The organism is Shewanella sp. SR1 (assembly GCF_020447145.1).
GTDB classification, from domain to species: Bacteria; Pseudomonadota; Gammaproteobacteria; order Enterobacterales; family Shewanellaceae; genus Shewanella; species Shewanella baltica.
Genome location: NZ_JAJAEF010000003.1, coordinates 100,326 through 118,510 on the forward strand (window position 1 = coordinate 100,326; position 18,185 = coordinate 118,510).

General features: G+C 46.3%; 17 protein-coding genes. 7 read left to right on the top strand and 10 right to left on the bottom strand.

The window, feature by feature from the left end:
• Positions 1–46: 46 nt before the first annotated feature.
• On the bottom strand, positions 47–901 hold the full coding sequence (locus tag KV201_RS03860) for a MurR/RpiR family transcriptional regulator (RefSeq protein WP_006081563.1): 855 nt from the start codon (positions 899–901) through the stop codon (positions 47–49).
• Positions 902–1,213: 312 nt separating this feature from the next.
• Here KV201_RS03860 and zwf point away from each other — a divergent pair, with 312 nt between their 5' ends.
• Genes zwf through KV201_RS03880 form a run of 4 tightly spaced genes read left to right on the top strand, consistent with a single transcriptional unit; the run spans position 1,214 to position 5,892 of the window.
• Entirely contained in the window at positions 1,214–2,686 is a 1,473-nt protein-coding gene (gene zwf / locus KV201_RS03865) for a glucose-6-phosphate dehydrogenase (protein WP_006081564.1), read from the top strand.
• A gap of 9 nt (positions 2,687–2,695) precedes the next feature.
• Positions 2,696–3,394 carry a 6-phosphogluconolactonase gene (pgl, locus tag KV201_RS03870; protein ID WP_226058567.1) on the top strand — a complete coding sequence of 233 codons (699 nt, stop codon included), beginning with the start codon at positions 2,696–2,698 and terminating at the stop codon, positions 3,392–3,394.
• A gap of 9 nt (positions 3,395–3,403) precedes the next feature.
• Positions 3,404–5,230, top strand: coding sequence for a phosphogluconate dehydratase (edd, locus tag KV201_RS03875; RefSeq protein ID WP_006081566.1), 1,827 nt, complete (start codon positions 3,404–3,406; stop codon positions 5,228–5,230).
• A 20-nt stretch (positions 5,231–5,250) separates the two neighbouring features.
• Positions 5,251–5,892, top strand: coding sequence for a bifunctional 4-hydroxy-2-oxoglutarate aldolase/2-dehydro-3-deoxy-phosphogluconate aldolase (locus KV201_RS03880; RefSeq protein WP_006081567.1), 642 nt, complete (start codon positions 5,251–5,253; stop codon positions 5,890–5,892).
• Between the two features lie 186 nt (positions 5,893–6,078).
• On the opposite strand, the gene KV201_RS03885 is transcribed toward KV201_RS03880, so the two are convergent.
• From KV201_RS03885 to KV201_RS03895, 3 genes are all read right to left on the bottom strand, one after another.
• Entirely contained in the window at positions 6,079–7,428 is a 1,350-nt protein-coding gene (locus tag KV201_RS03885) for an anti-phage deoxyguanosine triphosphatase (protein ID WP_226058568.1), read from the bottom strand.
• A 25-nt stretch (positions 7,429–7,453) separates the two neighbouring features.
• Positions 7,454–8,041: a 5'-deoxynucleotidase gene (yfbR, locus tag KV201_RS03890; RefSeq protein ID WP_115334657.1), complete on the bottom strand. Its 588-nt coding sequence runs from the start codon at positions 8,039–8,041 to the stop codon at positions 7,454–7,456.
• A gap of 287 nt (positions 8,042–8,328) precedes the next feature.
• Positions 8,329–9,543, bottom strand: coding sequence for a pyridoxal phosphate-dependent aminotransferase (locus KV201_RS03895; RefSeq protein WP_006081570.1), 1,215 nt, complete (start codon positions 9,541–9,543; stop codon positions 8,329–8,331).
• Between the two features lie 774 nt (positions 9,544–10,317).
• Between KV201_RS03895 and KV201_RS03900 the strand changes: the two genes are divergently transcribed.
• Both KV201_RS03900 and KV201_RS03905 read left to right on the top strand, forming a co-directional pair.
• A complete protein-coding gene (locus KV201_RS03900) occupies positions 10,318–11,700 on the top strand; it encodes a Na+/H+ antiporter NhaC family protein (RefSeq protein ID WP_006081571.1) in 1,383 nt (460 codons plus the stop codon).
• A gap of 298 nt (positions 11,701–11,998) precedes the next feature.
• Positions 11,999–13,333 carry a glutamine synthetase family protein gene (locus tag KV201_RS03905; RefSeq protein ID WP_319000206.1) on the top strand — a complete coding sequence of 445 codons (1,335 nt, stop codon included), beginning with the start codon at positions 11,999–12,001 and terminating at the stop codon, positions 13,331–13,333.
• A 157-nt stretch (positions 13,334–13,490) separates the two neighbouring features.
• Here the strand turns inward: KV201_RS03905 and efp are convergent, their stop codons facing one another.
• The 6 genes from efp to KV201_RS03935 all read right to left on the bottom strand — a co-directional run bounded on the left by efp (position 13,491) and on the right by KV201_RS03935 (position 17,326).
• Positions 13,491–14,051, bottom strand: a complete 561-nt coding sequence (efp, locus tag KV201_RS03910) for an elongation factor P (protein WP_006081573.1) — start codon at positions 14,049–14,051, stop codon at positions 13,491–13,493.
• Between the two features lie 45 nt (positions 14,052–14,096).
• Positions 14,097–15,275: an elongation factor P maturation arginine rhamnosyltransferase EarP gene (gene earP / locus KV201_RS03915; RefSeq protein WP_226058570.1), complete on the bottom strand. Its 1,179-nt coding sequence runs from the start codon at positions 15,273–15,275 to the stop codon at positions 14,097–14,099.
• Positions 15,276–15,361: 86 nt separating this feature from the next.
• Positions 15,362–15,889 (bottom strand): flavodoxin FldA, encoded by a 528-nt coding sequence (fldA, locus tag KV201_RS03920; RefSeq protein ID WP_006081576.1) that lies wholly within the window; start codon positions 15,887–15,889, stop codon positions 15,362–15,364.
• Between the two features lie 54 nt (positions 15,890–15,943).
• The gene (gene ybfE, locus KV201_RS03925) at positions 15,944–16,216 is read right to left on the bottom strand and encodes a LexA regulated protein (protein WP_006081577.1); all 273 of its coding nucleotides are present in this window, start codon (positions 16,214–16,216) and stop codon (positions 15,944–15,946) included.
• Between the two features lie 10 nt (positions 16,217–16,226).
• Positions 16,227–16,448, bottom strand: coding sequence for a DUF2788 domain-containing protein (locus tag KV201_RS03930; protein ID WP_006081578.1), 222 nt, complete (start codon positions 16,446–16,448; stop codon positions 16,227–16,229).
• A gap of 101 nt (positions 16,449–16,549) precedes the next feature.
• Positions 16,550–17,326, bottom strand: a complete 777-nt coding sequence (locus KV201_RS03935; protein ID WP_226058571.1) for an alpha/beta fold hydrolase — start codon at positions 17,324–17,326, stop codon at positions 16,550–16,552.
• Positions 17,327–17,623: 297 nt separating this feature from the next.
• Between KV201_RS03935 and seqA the strand changes: the two genes are divergently transcribed.
• Positions 17,624–18,166, top strand: a complete 543-nt coding sequence (gene seqA / locus KV201_RS03940; protein WP_226058572.1) for a replication initiation negative regulator SeqA — start codon at positions 17,624–17,626, stop codon at positions 18,164–18,166.
• Positions 18,167–18,185: the final 19 nt, after the last annotated feature.

The window sequence follows — 18,185 nt, forward strand, 5'->3', positions numbered from 1 at the left end:
GCTAGGTTAAGGATCAACACTAGCCATTTTTAGAAAAGGAAGTGAGTTACAGTATCGGATCTTTATTGATGCGAGACTCTTTTAATACTTCTTTCACTCGTTTCAAATTATCGCGGAAACGTGGACCTCTGCGTAAGGTAAAGCCGGTTGCCAATACATCTATAGTGACTAATTGGGCTAAACGCGAGGCCATAGGTAAATACATGTCGGTATCTTCTGGCACTTCCATTGTCACGGGCAGCGTACATTCCATCGACAAAGGCGAGTTGCGGGCGGTAATACCAATCACAGCTGCACCGTTTTCTCTCGCTAAACGTGCTATCTCAATCAATGACTTAGTGCGGCCTGTGTGGGAAATTAATACAACAACATCACCTTCATTGCTGTTGATACAGCTCATGCGTTGCATTAGAACATCGTCAAAACAGATGACAGGCACATTAAAACGGAAGAATTTATTTTGGGCGTCATGGGCAACAGAAGCGGATGCGCCTAGGCCGAAAAAGGAAATAGTCTTAGCTTGAGTAAGTATATCAACCGCTTTGTTTATGGCTGAAATATCTAAACTTTGACGTGCGGTATCAAGCGAAGCCATTGAAGATTCGAAGATTTTTGTTGTATACGACTCAGTCGAATCATCTTCTTCAACGTGGCGGCTCACATAAGGAGTACCGTTCGCAAGACTTTGCGCTAGATGTAACTTAAAATCAGGGAAGCCTTTAGTATCTAAGCGGCGGCAGAAACGATTCACAGTAGGTTCACTGACATCTGCCATCTTAGCCAGTGTGGCGATGCTAGAATGTATAGCTGTCTGTGGTGATGCTAAGATCACCTCTGCAACTTTGCGTTCTGATTTACTAAAATGGGTGAGGCTTTTTTGAACCTTTTCTAGGGTATTCATACGCGTATGTCCGCTAAATTGAGAATGTAATTTTATTTATTTTTGTTTTGTGGGGACAGATCAAGGCTGGCGGCCCACAAAGAGACTCTATGTAGTAACTTTTCAGTACAATTTTGAAATAAGACTTTACTACCTTCAGTAATTTAAGCACAAAAAGCATATCAGATTAATGCTGTAAGTGCCTAGTTAGCTAGAATGTTAATATTTATAAAAATAGATGCATTTAACAAATTCTGTTGTTATATTACAACAAAAGTGTGGATTTCTTCATTGACATGAAGGGACACGACATACAAAGGAGATCGTAACGCAATGGGCAAAACAACATCAGGCGCCAAAGCTTGTGACTTCGTACTCTTTGGTACTAAAGGCGATTTGGCACGACGCAAGTTGTTACCTTCTTTATACCAGCTAGATAAAGCTGAACTTCTCGATAAAGATACGAAAGTGATCGGTGTCGCGAAAGACGAGTTTACTCAAGATGAGTTTATCGAATTAGTCACGCTTGCATTAAACACCTTCGTGAAAGAGCCTTTGTGCGAAGAGACTCTCCAACGTTTCCTGTCCCGCTGCCACTATATAGGCACTAACTTTACCGATTCAGCGGGCTACAGTGCCTTCCATGAACTGCTCAAACCAGAAGAGCGCGTCATGGTCAGTTACTTTGCTACGCCACCTGCCATATTCGGCGACATTTGCCGTTGTTTGCATGAACAAGATCTTATCCATCCTGATTCACGCGTGGTGCTCGAAAAGCCAATCGGCTCAGATTTAGACTCTTCTCGCGTTATCAATGATCAAGTTTCCGCTTACTTCAAAGAACGTCAGGTTTACCGTATCGACCATTACTTAGGTAAAGAAACCGTTCAGAACTTGATTGCGCTGCGTTTTGCTAACTCTTTATTTGCCTCTAAGTGGGACAACCGTACGATTGATCACGTCCAAATCACTGTAGCAGAAGAAGTGGGTATCGAAGGCCGTTGGGGTTACTTCGACAAAGCGGGTCAGATGCGCGACATGATCCAAAACCATTTGCTACAAGTGTTAACGCTCGTTGCTATGGATCCACCGGTCAACTTAGACGCTGACAGCATCCGTGATGAAAAAGTCAAAGTGCTTAAATCACTGCGTCCGATTAATTCTGACAATGTGTATGAAAATACCGTACGCGGTCAGTACAGCGCAGGCTTCTTAAAGGGCAGCCCAGTACCGGGTTATTTAGAAGAGGAAGGCGCTAACCTTCAGTCACACACAGAAACCTTCGTGGCTATTCGTGTGGATATCGACAACTGGCGTTGGGCGGGCGTGCCTTTCTATTTGCGTAGCGGTAAACGTATGCCGTTTAAGAGCTCTGAAATTGTGGTGTATTTCAAAAACCCACCGCATAACTTGTATCGCTCAAGCTACCGTAATCTGCCACCCAACAAGCTGACTATTCGTCTGCAACCCCATGAAGGGGTTGAAATCCAGATGATGAACAAAGTGCCAGGTTTGGAGCAAAAACAACGTCTACAAACCACTAAACTCGATTTGAGCTTCTCCGATACCTTCAAAAATGAACGTATCGCCGATGCCTACGAGCGTCTATTACTCGAAGCTATGCTCGGTAATCAAGCGCTGTTCGTGCGCCGCGATGAAGTCGAGCAGGCATGGACTTGGGTGGATGGCATTATCCAATCGTGGGAACAAAGCAACGAAAAACCAAAACCTTATCCTGCGGGTACTTGGGGTCCAGTTGCGTCAGTTGCTTTGATCACCAAAGATGGCCGTTCGTGGGACGAGTAGGAGACTTTGATGATTAAAGAAACCGTATTCAAATCTTTCGATACGCCAAGTGCGTTAGAACAGCAACTGGCCAGCAAGATTGCAAGCCAGTTGCAGGAAGCCGTCGATGCCCGCGGAAAAGCGAGCCTAGTGGTTTCCGGTGGTTCGACGCCGCTTAAGTTATTTCAACTATTGAGCATGAAGTCCATCGATTGGAGTGATGTTTATATCACTCTCGCCGATGAGCGCTGGGTTGAAGCCGACGCCGATGCTTCTAATGAACGTCTAGTGCGTGAATATTTATTACAAAACCGTGCGTCGAATGCCAAATTCCGTGGTTTAAAAAACATGTTTTCGACCGCAGAAGCGGGCGCCGATATGGCCGCCGAGTCTTTGTCTAATTTCCCACGTCCTTTTGATGTGGTGGTATTAGGCATGGGTAACGATGGTCATACTTGTTCTTGGTTTCCCTGTAGCGCTGAGCTTGAAAATGCGCTCACAACCCAAGCCCTGTGCGTGGCGACTAACCCCACCACAGCGCCCCACGGCAGGATCACGCTCTCTAAGAGTGCGATTCTGAACAGCAGACAAATTTATCTGCACTTGGTCGGGGAACAGAAATTATCCGTATATCGTCAAGCGTTAGAAAGTGATGATGTCCATGCTATGCCTATCAGAGCCGTATTAGCGCAGCGTAAAACGCCCGTTGATGTGTTCTGGAGCGCTTAAGGAGTCAAGATGCACTCAGTAGTTCAAGCTGTTACCGACAGAATTATTGCCCGTAGCAAAGCGTCACGTGAAGGTTATCTCGCCGCATTGAATGATGCCCGTAACCATGGCGTACACCGTAGCTCATTGAGCTGTGGCAACTTAGCCCATGGTTTTGCCGCCTGTAATCCAGACGATAAAAATGCATTGCGTCAATTGAATAAGGCGAACATCGGCATAGTGACGGCATTTAACGATATGTTATCTGCGCACCAACCCTATGAAAGCTATCCTGAATTGCTTAAAAAAGCCTGTCAGGAAGTCGGCAGTGTTGCACAAGTGGCGGGCGGTGTTCCGGCCATGTGTGACGGTGTGACTCAAGGTCAACCCGGTATGGAATTGAGCTTACTGAGTCGTGAAGTGATTGCTATGGCAACGGCTGTGGGCTTGTCTCACAACATGTTCGATGGTGCTTTACTGCTCGGCATTTGCGATAAAATCGTTCCAGGTTTGCTTATCGGCGCCTTAAGCTTTGGTCACTTACCTATGTTATTCGTGCCCGCAGGGCCGATGAAATCAGGTATCCCGAACAAAGAAAAAGCCCGTATTCGTCAGCAATTTGCCCAAGGTAAAGTGGATCGCGCGCAGCTGCTCGAAGCAGAAGCCCAGTCTTACCACAGTGCAGGAACATGTACCTTCTACGGCACTGCAAACTCGAATCAGCTGATGCTTGAAGTGATGGGTCTGCAGTTACCAGGCTCGTCGTTTGTAAATCCTGATGATCCACTGCGCGAAGCCTTAAACAAGATGGCCGCTAAGCAAGTGTGTCGTTTAACAGAAATGGGTACTCAATATACCCCAATCGGTGAAGTGGTCAGTGAAAAGTCTGTGGTTAACGGCATTGTGGCACTCTTGGCTACCGGCGGTTCTACTAACTTGACTATGCACATCGTCGCCGCGGCTAGAGCTGCCGGTATTATCGTGAACTGGGATGATTTTTCTGAATTATCCGATGCCGTGCCATTAGTGGCGCGCGTGTATCCAAACGGTCACGCCGATATCAACCATTTCCACGCTGCAGGCGGCATGGCGTACTTAATCAAAGAATTACTTGATGCGGGTCTATTGCATGAAGATGTGAATACCGTTGCGGGCTTTGGTTTACGCCGTTATACCCAAGAGCCAAAACTGCTCGACGGTGAATTGCGCTGGGTCGATGGCCCAACGACAAGTTTAGATACTGAAGTGTTAACTTCAGTCGCATCGCCTTTCCAAGGTAACGGTGGTTTGAAATTACTGAAAGGTAACTTGGGCCGCGCTGTGATCAAAGTATCAGCGGTACAAGAACAACATCGTGTCGTTGAAGCGCCCGCTGTGGTAATTGACGATCAAAACAAACTCGATGCCTTGTTCCAAGCCGGTGCTCTGGATAGAGATTGTGTGGTTGTGGTTAAAGGCCAAGGTCCGAAAGCCAACGGTATGCCAGAACTGCATAAGTTAACCCCATTATTGGGCACGCTTCAGGACAAAGGCTTTAAAGTCGCGCTGCTGACCGACGGTCGTATGTCTGGCGCGTCGGGTAAAGTCCCTGCGGCCATTCACTTGACGCCGGAAGCTTTAGATGGCGGCTTAATTGCCAAAGTCAAAGATGGCGACTTGATCCGTGTCGATGCGTTAACAGGCGAACTGAGTCTGCTCGTCTCTGAAGCTGAACTTGCCACCAGAACCGCCGGAATAGTCGATTTACATCGGTCACGTTATGGCATGGGCCGCGAGTTATTTAGTGCGCTACGTTCCAATCTAAGCAGTCCAGAAACTGGTGCGCGTTGTACTAATGCCATCGATGAACTTTATTAATACAAAGGAAGAATAACGCAATGCTTGAGAATAACTGGTCACTACAGCCACAAGATATTTTTAAACGCAGCCCTATTGTTCCTGTTATGGTGATTAACAAGATTGAACATGCGGTGCCATTAGCGCGAGCACTGGTTGCCGGCGGCATTAGCGTGTTAGAAGTGACTTTGCGTACACCTTGCGCACTCGAAGCTATCACTAAAATCGCCAAAGAAGTGCCAGAGGCCTTAGTGGGCGCGGGTACTATCTTAAACGAAGCTCAGCTTGATCTTGCGATTGCCGCTGGTGCGCAGTTTATTATTACCCCAGGCGCTACAGTTGAACTGCTCAAAGCCGGTATGCATGGTCCTGTACCATTGATCCCAGGCGTTGCGAGCATTTCAGAAGTGATGACGGGTATGGCGCTTGGTTACACCCACTTTAAATTTTTCCCAGCCGAAGCCTCGGGTGGTGTGGATGCACTGAAAGCCTTCTCGGGTCCGCTAGCGGATATTCGCTTCTGCCCAACAGGTGGCATTACGCCAAGCAGCTATAAAGATTATTTAGCGCTGAAAAACGTCGATTGTATTGGTGGCAGCTGGATTGCGCCAACGGATGCAATGGAACACGGCGATTGGGATCGTATCACTCAACTTTGTAAAGATGCCATCGGCGCTTTATAAGTCGAGCTTGAAATAGCGACAAAAATAAAAAACCACCGTAAGGTGGTTTTTTGTCTTTCATCTTTAGCCTTTGATAAAGAATGTCTGCGATAGCTGGCGCTATAGAAAGTCTAGCTTTTATAGAAATTCGCACATTTACAAACGGTCTGGCTTCATAGCAAGTCGGGCAGCGCAATGTCTGCTTGCCTACATTTCCTTGCTCAGTTCCACATTCGAACCCGCTTTGGGGCTAAATAGCTGTTGATACAGTCGCCCCGCAAACTCATCGGTCATTCCCGAAATATAGTCCGCCAAGACTCTGTGGCTGTTTAAGCCTTGTTGCTCACTTTCGCGCCAGCGCTCTTGGGTGTTCAGTGGCAGTAAACGCTCTGGATCGGAAGCGAAGGCTTCGAATAAGCCCATCACAATCTGCTGGCCCTTATATTCGAGCATTTGGATCTCAGGTTTACGGATCACGTATTTATAAACCAGTTGCTTGAGCACATTGAGCGCAATGGCAAATTCCGGCTCTAAGGTGGCATTAAAGCGTAATAATGGTTCTTCAAACACGTCATCTTCTGAGATAACAATCGCGGTGACAAAGCCATTAACGAGGGTGCCTATGGCATCTTTACGTAGGTGATGCTCATGGGAAAACAGCTTATTGCCAATATCGGCAAGCTCTTGTCGTATCCACGTATCGCCGCTGTTTGTGAGTGTCGGCGCCACATCTTGATGCCACTGGGATGCCGTGACTATGCCCATCACAATCGCATCTTCGAGATCGTGCACCGCATAGGCGATGTCATCTGCCAGTTCCATAATCGAGCAATCGAAGGATTTAAACTGAGTGCGCAGATGTGGATAGTGGTGCAGGGCGGGGTGTGATCCTTGCTGCGTCGAGGTAAAACGACTGCGGTCTGCCTCAGACAAAGGCTCAAGCACCCAAGCGAAAATGTCGTTATCATCGTCGAAAATGCCCTTAACCGGCGGCCATTGTGACGGCTTGAGCTGTCTATGGTTGGTTATTTCACTATGCTCGCCAGCGACAAACAGCTTCGAGTGCGGCGCGGGGTATTTCAAAATCCCGAGCATGGTACGCCGACATAAGTTCATCCCAAAATCTAATGTATAGGGCTCAAGCTTAGAGAGAATTCGAAAAGTTTGGCCGTTACCTTCAAAGCCTCCGTGGTCGCGCATCATGTAATTCAATGCGACTTCGCCGCCATGGCCGAAGGGAGGATGACCAATATCGTGGGCTAAACACAAGGACTCTAATAAGCTCATAGAGCAAAGCAGCTGCTTATGCTGTGGATATTTACGTCTGAGCTGCGCGGCTATGCCAGTGCCAATTTGCGAGACTTCGAGTGAGTGGGTTAATCGAGTACGATAGAAGTCATTCATGCCAACGCCGAGCACTTGCGTTTTGGCCTGCAGGCGGCGAAAGGCGGCCGAGTGGAGAATACGCGCCCTGTCTCTTTGGTAAGGGCTGCGGTGATCGTTACGCCGTTGTTTATCTTCACCATGGCGGCGTTCTTGCCAAACACTTGAAGTCATATGCATTCCTAGCGAGAGTGGAAAATCAAAGCATCTTGTTAATTTCGTCTAAATTCAAGGTGAAACTGGGCACAAAGCAGCTCATAAAATACTGTACTGCGGGATCAGGATTTGTCGCCAGCATATCTTCGAGACGCTTACGGGCGGTATTGAATTCACTGTTGCCGGCGCGGTTTTCTTCAAGACATTTAAGGTAAGCGCACAGAGTATCGGCGGATTTCACTATGGTCTTGTAAATGGGATCGGCGTAATCACTGATGAACAGACTGCGATAATCTTCTTTAAATTCCTCAGGCACCATATCCAGCATGCGCTGCTCGGCAATCGCCTCAATCTTTTTATACTCGGCTTCGATTTCTTTGTTGAAGTATTTCACTGGCGTCGGTAAGTCACCCGTGAGAATTTCACTGGCATCGTGAAAAATCGCCAGGCTCGTGGCTTGATGGGGATCAAGCGTCGTGCCGAACTTTTTATTGCTGATGATCACCAGTGCATGGGCGACCATGGCGACTTGTAGCGAGTGTTCCTGAACATTTTCAGTGCGAACGTTGTACATCAAAGGCCAGCGTTGGATAAGTTTCATTCGAGCTAAATGGGCAAATAAGTGACTCATAGTTTTCCTGTTAATTCGAGGGTCAGCGTTGGATAAGCGTCATTCGTGTTCTAAAAACGGCACATAAATGATTCTTAGTTTGCCTGCTAATGAGTGAGTAGAAAGGCGACAAGCTGCATTGGAAGACGTGACACGCGTTGAATAAGCAGTATTGACGCTAATGAAGTCTTAGATTATCACAGCCTCGGATGACACGTGAGTATGAGCGGGAGATTTTGTAAAAATCGCTAAAAATAAAGCGACCACTAGGATCGCTTTATGACTCAAACCGTTAGCCGAGGCTAAACCTACTGCCGATAGTTTTCGAGGAAGGCGCCAAACTCGGTAAATGCTTTTTTCAGATCTTCTTTATAGGGTAAGAAAACCACGCGTAAATGGTCGGGCTCAGGCCAATTAAAGGCGGTGCCGTGCACTAACAAAATTTTCTTTTCTCTGAGTAAATCCAGCACTAAGCGCTCATCATCCCGCAGATTGAATTTCTTCATATCCAGTTTAGGGAAAGCATACAGTGCGCCCTTAGGCTTTTTCACGCTGACGCCCGGGATTTGATTCAACAGCTCGTAACAGGCATCCCGTTGAACTGTCAGGCGACCCTTAGGTAAAATCAGCTCGTTAATACTTTGATAGCCACCGAGCGCGGTTTGAATCGCATGTTGATTGGGCACGTTTGCACACAGGCGCATTGAGGACAGCATCTCTAAACCTTCGATATAGCTCTTCGCTGCCTTAAGATTGCCAGACAACATCATCCAACCGACGCGAAATCCCGCTGCGCGATAAGCCTTTGATAGACCATTGAAGGTAACAGTTAAAATATCGTCCGACAGGCCAGCAGCAGGAACATGCTTGGCTTCGTCATACAAAATTTTGTCGTAAATTTCATCGGCAAATAAAATCAAACTGTGTTCACGGCAAAGCTCAACCACTTGCAGTAGTAATTCTTTGCTGTAAACCGCGCCCGTAGGATTGTTCGGGTTGATCAGTACAATACCGCGGGTACGCGATGAAATTTTGCTTTTAATGTCGTTGAGATCGGGGAACCAGTCTGCTTCTTCATCACAACGATAATGCACCGCTTTGCCGCCGGCGAGATTGGCCGCCGCCGTCCACAGTGGATAGTCAGGCGAGGGGATTAAAATTTCATCATCCGTGTTAAGCAAACCTTGCATCGCCATCATAATGAGTTCAGAGACGCCGTTGCCTATATAGATATCTTCGATATCGACACCAAAAATCCCTTGGGCTTGATAATGCTGCACTATGGCCTTACGGGCAGAGAATAATCCTTTTGACTCACAGTAGCCTTGGGCACTGGGTAGATTAAGGATCACATCGCGCACAATTTCCTCCGGCGCTTCGAAACCGAAGGGGGCGGGATTACCAATGTTAAGTTTGAGGATCCGATGACCCTCGTCTTCTAAACGTCTGGCTTCCTTGTGCACTGGGCCGCGGATGTCATAGCAAACGCTATCCAGCTTGTTGGATTTGATGATAGGGCGCATTTACACCTCGGAACATGCATAAAGTTTGGCTTAAGTTAGCGCACCATAACGAAATTTCACTGTAGATGAAAGGGGGGAGCAGCACAGAATGGGACTTTTTTTGTAAATACCACTTAGTTAAATATGCTTTAACAGTCAATTAATGAAATAAGAACAAGTTTTATATTCTGACTTTTAGAGAATTTTAAGAGTGTTTAGCTAATGCTGACGGTAAATAAAACCCGCTTTACGTGTTTTTTGGATGTAGAAAGAAAATAATCACGCTTGATGGAAATGCGTTTTCAGTGGTTGACGGCTATTTTGTTTTATTTGTTTGCCCTATAAATATTAGTAGGGGAAAAGTGTATGTTAGCAAAAGCTTAATGGTTGATTTTTAATCACAGTTCCTCGATAAGATCAACTTATGCAAGCTGTATATGACCTTGTGATAAATAGGCATATTTATTGAATGCTTATTAAGCTGAGAGGATCATAAACGGTTTCGTTGCGAGTGAGTTAAAAGACTTTAAAGTCATGATGTTATATTGATTTTGTTTGTGGTCGTTAAAAATATTTTCTATCAAGTTAAATTTATAGTTGACTCAATATTCGATGCGCTTTATTTTCTGCGCGATGTTTTTGGCAAGGCACCTCAGATAGCAAGCAATTAGCGGGTTTTATCTTCAGGGTTAGTCATCATGAAGCAGCTGTGTTGACGTTCTGAATCATGTTGATTTCAGACGTTATTCTAAAACCATTTGCCTTTTAGGCGATTTATTTAGAGGACCTAAGTGCATGTCTGAACCGACAGCGTTAAGTCTCATCCCACCTTTGGTGGTATTGGTGTTAGCTATTTGGTTACGCCGTCCCATTTTATCTCTGATCATAGGTGCGGTAACCGGTTTCCTGTTACTCGATCCCAGTCAAGTCTTAAACAATTTTGCCAGTGTGTCATTGAAGGTCATGGCCGATGAAACCATAGGTTGGTTGATTCTGGTGTGTGGTGGTTTTGGTGCGCTGATTGCGCTTTTGGTCCGCACCGGCGGCGCGTTAGCGTTCGGTCGTAATGCACTGAGATTTGCTAAGGGACCCAAATCTTCCCTGTTGATGACGTTTATTCTTGGGATCGTGATTTTTATTGATGATTATCTCAATGCGCTGACCGTGGGTGAAACCATGAAGCGTGTAACGGATAAATTTAAAGTGTCCCGTGAGATGCTCGCCTATGTTGTAGATTCCACTGCCGCGCCTGTGTGCGTGTTAGTGCCATTATCGACTTGGGCAGTATTCTTTGGTGGGTTATTGGTCGATAACGGTGTTGCGGCCGAAGGTCAGGGCATTGCTGTCTACATGCAAGCGATTCCTTACATGCTTTACGCTTGGTTAGCCGTGGCTATGGTGCTACTTGTAGTACTCGGCATAGTGCCTGCCATTGGCCCGATGAAAACTGCGCAGCTGCGCGCCGCCCAAGGCGAGCCAGCAGAAGCTCAAGTGGATTTCGACCAAGTGCAAACCTCGGACGAATATGCGGTTAAAGCTATCGAAGAGGAATTTAAGCACGCCGATAATCATGGCAAATTACACAACTTTTTAGTGCCGATAGGTCTGTTAGTGGCTTTTACCGTGTACTTTGATATCGACGTGTGGAAAGGCTTGCTGGCGACTTTAGTCATCACTATTCCTTATTATGCTGTGCAGCGTTTGATGCCGTTATCCGAGATGATGGATCAGATGATTGATGGCTTTAAGAGCATGCTACCGGCGATTAGCACTGTGATTGCGGCATTTGTGTTTAAGGACGTATGCGATCAGTTATTACTGCCGCAGTACGTGATTGAATCCTTAAGCCCGTTTATGACACCTAAATTGCTGCCTGCAGTGGTGTTCTTATCCATGGCGATCCTCGCGTTTGCGACGGGTTCTAGCTGGGGCATTTTTGCGGTGACCATTCCTATCGTGATGCCATTAGCGCAATCGGTGGGCGCGGATATCCCATTAGTGATTGGTGCCTTGTTGTCGGCATCATCATTTGGTAGCCAAGCGTGCTTCTACTCAGATTCAACCGTATTGGCCGCACAAGGCTCAGGTTGTAACTTAGTGAGCCATGCAGTGACTCAGTTACCTTATGCGCTGATCGCCGCTGTACTGGCGTTTATCGGCTTTATCGTGATTGCGTAAATACTTTCATGATTAGAATAAGAAACCAGCTGCGGCTGGTTTTTTTATATCTGCCGTCATTGGGTTTAGCGGTTGAAGTGGGGAAAAGGCGAGTGGAGAGTGGCTATAGGCTTGAACTAGGATAACCGTGATTACACTCTTAAATGAAGACGCCCAGCTGATGTCAAATTATATTTTACGGAATTGTCATTTATATTTTACATATTTCATCGTTGCCATGTAGCTTTTCAAATCAAAGCCTGATTATACTTTGCATCCTTCATGGTGTTATTTTCAACATTAGTGGCAAACGAATCAAATGGACTCAACCCTTCTTACTGCGTTTTTCCAGCACGGCACAATACGTGATGTCGAATGTTTATTCCCTGATATCTCAGGCTATCCAAGGGGGAAGCTCATGCCAGCCCGAAGCTTTGCTCAGGGTGCTGAGTTACGTATTGCCCAAGCGATTTCGATGCAGGCGATTACCGGTGAGTATTCCTACGATCCTATTTTCCCCGATGCTGATCCTGATCTGTTACTCGTCCCCGATTACAGCACCCTAAAAACGATCCCGTGGAGCACAGTGCCGCGGGCATTTGCCATCCATGACTGTGTGTTGCTCGATGGCAATTTATGTCCATTTGCGCCGCGCTCCATTTTAAAAAATGTGTTGGCCCGTTACCAAGCCCTTGGGTTAACGCCCGTGGTCGCACCTGAGATTGAGTTTTATCTGACTGAAGCCAATACCGATCCGAGTGCGCCGTATCAGGCGCCCATTTCACAAAGTGGCCGAGCTGAAAACGGCCAATCTGCGTTTAGCATGAATATGCTCAATGAACTCGCGCCATTTTGGGATGAGTTTAATGCCGCCATCGATGCGATTGGGATTAAAGGTGATACTTGGATCCATGAGATGGGGCTATCGCAATATGAAATTAACTTAGTGCATGGCGATCCGCTGGCCTTAGCAGATCAAGCTTTTATGTTTAAATACGCGGCGAAAGAAATCGCCATTAAACATGGCTTGAACGCGATTTTTATGGCGAAACCCATAGCAGGCCAACCCGGCAGTTCTATGCATCTGCACCAAAGTGTTGTGGATGATAAAGGCAAGAATATTTTCAGCCATGCAGATGGTAGTGACACTGAACGTTTTCACCATTACATCGGCGGATTACAAAAGTATCTACCTGATTTAATGTTGTTATTCGCACCCAATATCAATTCATTCCGACGTTACATTTCCGGCAGCCAAGCGCCGATTAATTTAAGCTGGGGCGTAGATAACCGCACCACAGGCTTACGTGTGCCATTGAGTGCTCCGGTGGCGCGACGGGTAGAGAATCGCATTGCGGGCGCCGATGCCAATCCGTATTTGATGATTGCGGCGTCACTTGCTGCGGGACTTGCGGGAATGGAAGAAAAACTATCCCCAAGCGCGCCTGAAACCGGTAGTGCTTATGAGAGCAGCCATGACTTAGCGCAGACATTTCTCGCTGCATTAACGCAAATGCGCCAAAGTGATTCGGCAAGGCGTTTACTCGGGGATGATTTTGTCACGGGTTTTGTGTCAGTGAAGGAGATTGAGTTTCAAAGTTATTTGAGTGAGATAGGTGCTTGGGAGCGACGTTTCTTAGGGCCGCAATGCTAGCGCTTAATTGCTGAGGGGATGTTGCTGGATAACGCTTTATTTCCTTGAGTGACTCAACATCCCACAAATACATCCCACAAATCACGCGACTAAAAAACAGCAACAAAAAAGCCAGTGCAAGCACTGGCTTTTCTTCGGCTGGAAACCAGAAGGGCGATTAAACGCGCTTCTTGAATTCGCCTGTACGAGTATCGATTTCAATCTTGTCGCCAACTTTCACGAAGTCAGCAACAGTAACAGTGCCGCCGCCAGTGATAGTTGCTGGCTTCATCACTTTACCTGAAGTATCGCCACGAGCTGAAGGCTCAGTGTAGATCACTTCACGTACGATAGTGGTTGGCATTTCAACAGAGATAGCTTTGCCATCGTAGAAAGTCACTTGGCAAGTTTCTTCCATACCGTCAACGATATAAGCCGCTGCATCACCTAAGTTTTCAGCTTCTACGTCGTATTGGTTATATTCTGCATCCATAAATACAAACATAGGATCAGCAAAGTAAGAATAAGTACAATCAAGACGATCTAGGATGATGTCTTCTAACTTATCTTCACCTTTGAAAGTCGTTTCAGTACCAGAGTTAAGCAGTAAGTTTTTCAACTTTAACTTAACGATAGCAGCGTTACGGCCAGAACGAGTTGTTTCAGTTTTCTGCACAACCCATGGGCTGCCATCTAACATGATCACGTTACCAGGACGGATTTCATGAGCAGTTTTCATTACACTATTTCCTATATTTAGATTTTTCTGTTTTCGCGCAGTATCTTAGCTGTTTTTAACGAACTGAACTAGTCGAGTAGCGAGATCTGCAGCATTTAATGCATTAATTGGCCATTGTTTAGCATGGTGCAACAAGGGCAAATTAACAGGATTAAGGTTTTGCCAGTGAAGGCTCACGGCAGATTGCTGTGCTTGGTTGAACGCAAGATTCAATTCAGACCAATAACAAGCAATTTTAGGTGGCAGATTATCGCAGTAAAGTTTGAGAAAAGCTTCTAATTTTACGAGGTGATAATCATCTTCTTGGGGATAAATATGCCAAATGAAGGGTTTTGCGGCCCATTGGGCGCGTAAAAAGGAATCTTCACCGCGGACAATATTAAAATCGCAGCTCCAGAGCAGGCGATCAAACCCCTGTTGGTCTGTCATGGGTAAAATATGCAGGGTTAAATTGCCATGATTTATCTGCTGACCCGGCACTAGCGCGGCAATATCACAGGGCAGTAAATGCGTCAGACTGTTTAAGCTGCGACCCTTGGGAATAAGCGCATGGATTTTCTCGGCCGATTGCTGCCATAACTCGCATAACGCCGGCAGTGCCTCGGTTTCATAGCTAAAGATGCTAATCACAGTATCTTTAGCCTCAATCCCCTTAAGACCTAGCTGACTAAAAAGCTGTAATTTGTTAGCTGAGTTAGCTTGCCAAGCATCGCGTTCGGCAAACAAATATTGCTCGCAGATGAGCCCACCGGTTTTTGCGCCAAAGCCCGGGAAGTAAAAATACTTCTTTAAACCATTGGCTTGTAATGAAGGCAAACCATGGCAGCCTTCGACCCAATCCTCAGCGCTTAAATATTCTAAATTCAACCAGATAGGCACAGATTCGGGGTCGTTCTGATGTAAATAAACCAACTGCGCTTTTACCTGTTCGGGTAATTCACAGGCAAAGGCTTCGATGAGCACAGCTCCTGCGACAAACGCTACGGGTAAAGGCTTATTCCAATGAATAATATTCACACCATTAAACGTCTGCGCGGCTTTTAGTGGATCGAGTGTCGGTAAGATATGCGAGAAGCTTGCGAGGTCGTCGACCCACAAATTAACGGGAATCTGGTACTCATTAGCCATTTGTTTGGCTAAACGCCAAGTGACGCCAATATCGCCATAGTTATCGACGACGGTACAAAAGATATCCCAATGGGTGGAGCGGGGTGTGTTGGTCATGAGTGTGGTAAGTCGTTATTCTTATTCAGAAATATAAGCATAAAAAAAGCGGCGTTAAGGCCGCTTTAATCGAATGGTTAGCCCAATTAGTCTTCTAATTCAGCTAAGCACATTTCTTCGTAAATTTGCTTAACCCAAGCATCGACACGCTCTTCGGTCAGTTCTGGCTGACGATCTTCATCGATACCTAAACCAATAAAGTGGTCGTCATCAACTTGACCCTTAGAGGCTTCAAAGTTGTAGCTTGCAGTTGGCCAGTGACCAATGATGATACCACCACGCGCCTGAACGATATCGCCAACCATGCCCATGGCATCAAGGAAATACTCAGCGTAGTCTTCTTGATCACCACAACCAAAAATAGCGACAAGTTTGTCAGTAAAATCAATTTGCTCTAATTCAGGGAAGAAATCGTCCCAGTCACATTGAGCTTCGCCGTAATACCAGGTTGGGATGCCGAACAGCAGCAAGTCATACTCTGCAATCTGTTCTTTGGTACTTTTGGCGATATCTTTCACCTCAACCATTTTTTTACCCAGTTTTTTCTGGATCATCTTGGCTACGGCTTCGGTGTTACCTGTGTCGCTACCGAAAAAAAGACCTACAGTTGCCATTGTCTATCCTTTAATGTCTAGTTCACTTATTACGTTAATCTTGCTGGTACTCGTTCAGCACTCAACTTGTTGCTGAAGAATTAATTCGATTAACTGGCTACGGCTGATGTTACTGGCCAATGCCTGCTCATTCAAGGCGTCATACAAATCTTGTGACACCTTTAACTCTATTCGCTTTAATCCGTTGGCTTTATCGCGCTGGATTTGATTGCGTTTGTTGACCTTAAGCTGCTGGCTACGGGACAAAGGATTACTTCGTGGGCGGCCCCGGCGCTTTTCATTGGCAAAAAGGTCAATGGTGGTTCTGTCTGTCGCTTCTTTTGCCATGTTCTTATTGTTAACCGATCCCTGAGCCTTCCCAAGTGATCTGGATAATACCTTTTACAATAAACCCGGCGCAGCCGAGAAATAACACTAACCAAACAATAAATCGACCAAATTTCGGCACGTTACCTTGTTTAAGCACATCGTGGATGGCCATGCCGATAAAGAAAAATATCGAGGCAAAAAACAGGTTCAGGCCGATGGTTTCAATTTGTTCCATGTACTGAGATAACATACTTTCTTAGTCCTCGAGAGTGTTCTAAGGCCAAAAGAGGCGCGAATATATCACATCAAGATGGCGGCTGCCATATGCTTTAGGTCAAGTTTGCTGCTGATTTACATTGCTTGTTTGTCAATAAATTCAGACACAATCCGGTTAAAGATGGCGGGTTTCTGTGCATGTAACCAATGACCACAGCCTTCGAGGGTTTTCGCTTGCGCTGCAGGGAATTGCGCCATGATAGCGCTTCTGTGCTCACCAGTGACATAATTTGAGTCACCACCGCGAATAAATAGACTCGGGCCACTATAGCTTTGCACTGGATTCGGCGCCTGATTGTGCCAGCCAATAATGTTCGGATAACAAGCCTTTAGCCCAATTAAGTTCAGCTTCCAACGAAAACCCGTATCGGTACGTTGCAGGTTTTTGAGTAAAAACTGTGCCGTGGCTTCGTCGATACCTTTGTCTATTAAGTGGTTAAGGGCAAAGCGTCTGTCGGTATGACCTTCTAAGGGCAGACTTTCTAATGCGGCAAACACTAAGTCATGTCTTGGCTCATAGGCGACGGGGGCAATATCTGCTGCCACCATGCTGATAATGCGCTCTGGATGAGCTAACGCTGTCGCCATGGCGATTTTACCGCCCATGGAGTGACCCACAATATGGGCGCGTTCAATAGCCAGTTCGTCGAGTAATGCAACCATGGCTGTGGCGAGGCGAGGGTAATCCATCTCATCCCAATGCTCACTTAAACCATGATTGGGCACATCGACACGAATAACCTGATACTGGCTTTCTAATACTTGCCCTAGGCCTTTGAGGTTATCTAGGTTGCCGAACAAGCCGTGGATCAAGAGTACTGCGGGTCCTTGGCCTGTAGAAACAAAGTTCATAGTGATTCCTGTTGGATGTGTTTAGCTTAACGTGGCGCGAATTGTGCCCTTAATGCCGTTGGCTTGACAAGTCAGTTGCTACTTTGGCGTGTATGCGGCGATGAACTTGGGCGCTTTTTCGGCAATTGTCGATTATCTGCTAGTTTGCTGTGCTATTTCACGCATTTTTAGAATAATGGCGCTTTATCAGATTGATAGACATGGATACACTGGTAACCGATCGCAATGATCTGCCCCGATCGCTGTGGTACACTTTTTTCGGTTAAGCCTGTCGAATAACAAAGGATAATTAAGGTTATGAAATATATCGAAGTTGATGAAGAGCTCTATCGTCATATTGCCAGCAAAACAGAACGTATTGGTGAGAGCGCCTCTGACATTCTTCGTCGATTACTCGGCCTGTCCGTCGATGCGGTCGAACCACCTCAGCCTTTGGCGATAAGCCAACCAAGTTTAGAGGCTGAGCCGATTCAAGCTGTTGCGGTGCAAGCCGCACCTGCTATGAATGACTTCAGCCGCTTAGTCGATGAACATCTGTTATCGCAACAAAAAGGCGCGGTAGGGCGTTTCCTCTTTTTGCTCGAAAGTCTGTATCAATTAGCCCCAGAGCAGTTCTCGCAAATTCTGCAGATCCAAGGGCGCGATCGTTTGTATTTTGCCCGCTCGAAAGAGCAATTACTCGAAGCGAGTGCCTCGGCGAATCCTAAAGAAATCGGTACCAGTGGTTTCTGGGTGACAAGCAACAACAATACCGCCAAGAAACGCACCATTTTATCTGAAGTCTTAGTGCAATTTGGCTGTGATGCAACGGTTGCAGCTGGCATCGCCGAGCGCGTTTAATCCGCGGGTGAGCCGTTTC

Coding starts and splice junctions, on each gene's coding strand:
- KV201_RS03935 (WP_226058571.1), bottom strand. CDS start 17,326: ATGAACTTTGTTTCTACAGGCCAAGGACCCGCAGTACTCTTGATCCAC.
- earP (WP_226058570.1), bottom strand. CDS start 15,275: ATGACCAACACACCCCGCTCCACCCATTGGGATATCTTTTGTACCGTC.
- KV201_RS03860 (WP_006081563.1), bottom strand. CDS start 901: ATGAATACCCTAGAAAAGGTTCAAAAAAGCCTCACCCATTTTAGTAAA.
- KV201_RS03930 (WP_006081578.1), bottom strand. CDS start 16,448: ATGTTATCTCAGTACATGGAACAAATTGAAACCATCGGCCTGAACCTG.
- seqA (WP_226058572.1), top strand. CDS start 17,624: ATGAAATATATCGAAGTTGATGAAGAGCTCTATCGTCATATTGCCAGC.
- pgl (WP_226058567.1), top strand. CDS start 2,696: ATGATTAAAGAAACCGTATTCAAATCTTTCGATACGCCAAGTGCGTTA.
- KV201_RS03905 (WP_319000206.1), top strand. CDS start 11,999: ATGGACTCAACCCTTCTTACTGCGTTTTTCCAGCACGGCACAATACGT.
- ybfE (WP_006081577.1), bottom strand. CDS start 16,216: ATGGCAAAAGAAGCGACAGACAGAACCACCATTGACCTTTTTGCCAAT.
- KV201_RS03880 (WP_006081567.1), top strand. CDS start 5,251: ATGCTTGAGAATAACTGGTCACTACAGCCACAAGATATTTTTAAACGC.
- zwf (WP_006081564.1), top strand. CDS start 1,214: ATGGGCAAAACAACATCAGGCGCCAAAGCTTGTGACTTCGTACTCTTT.
- KV201_RS03900 (WP_006081571.1), top strand. CDS start 10,318: ATGTCTGAACCGACAGCGTTAAGTCTCATCCCACCTTTGGTGGTATTG.
- efp (WP_006081573.1), bottom strand. CDS start 14,051: ATGAAAACTGCTCATGAAATCCGTCCTGGTAACGTGATCATGTTAGAT.
- KV201_RS03895 (WP_006081570.1), bottom strand. CDS start 9,543: ATGCGCCCTATCATCAAATCCAACAAGCTGGATAGCGTTTGCTATGAC.
- KV201_RS03885 (WP_226058568.1), bottom strand. CDS start 7,428: ATGACTTCAAGTGTTTGGCAAGAACGCCGCCATGGTGAAGATAAACAA.
- yfbR (WP_115334657.1), bottom strand. CDS start 8,041: ATGAGTCACTTATTTGCCCATTTAGCTCGAATGAAACTTATCCAACGC.
- edd (WP_006081566.1), top strand. CDS start 3,404: ATGCACTCAGTAGTTCAAGCTGTTACCGACAGAATTATTGCCCGTAGC.
- fldA (WP_006081576.1), bottom strand. CDS start 15,889: ATGGCAACTGTAGGTCTTTTTTTCGGTAGCGACACAGGTAACACCGAA.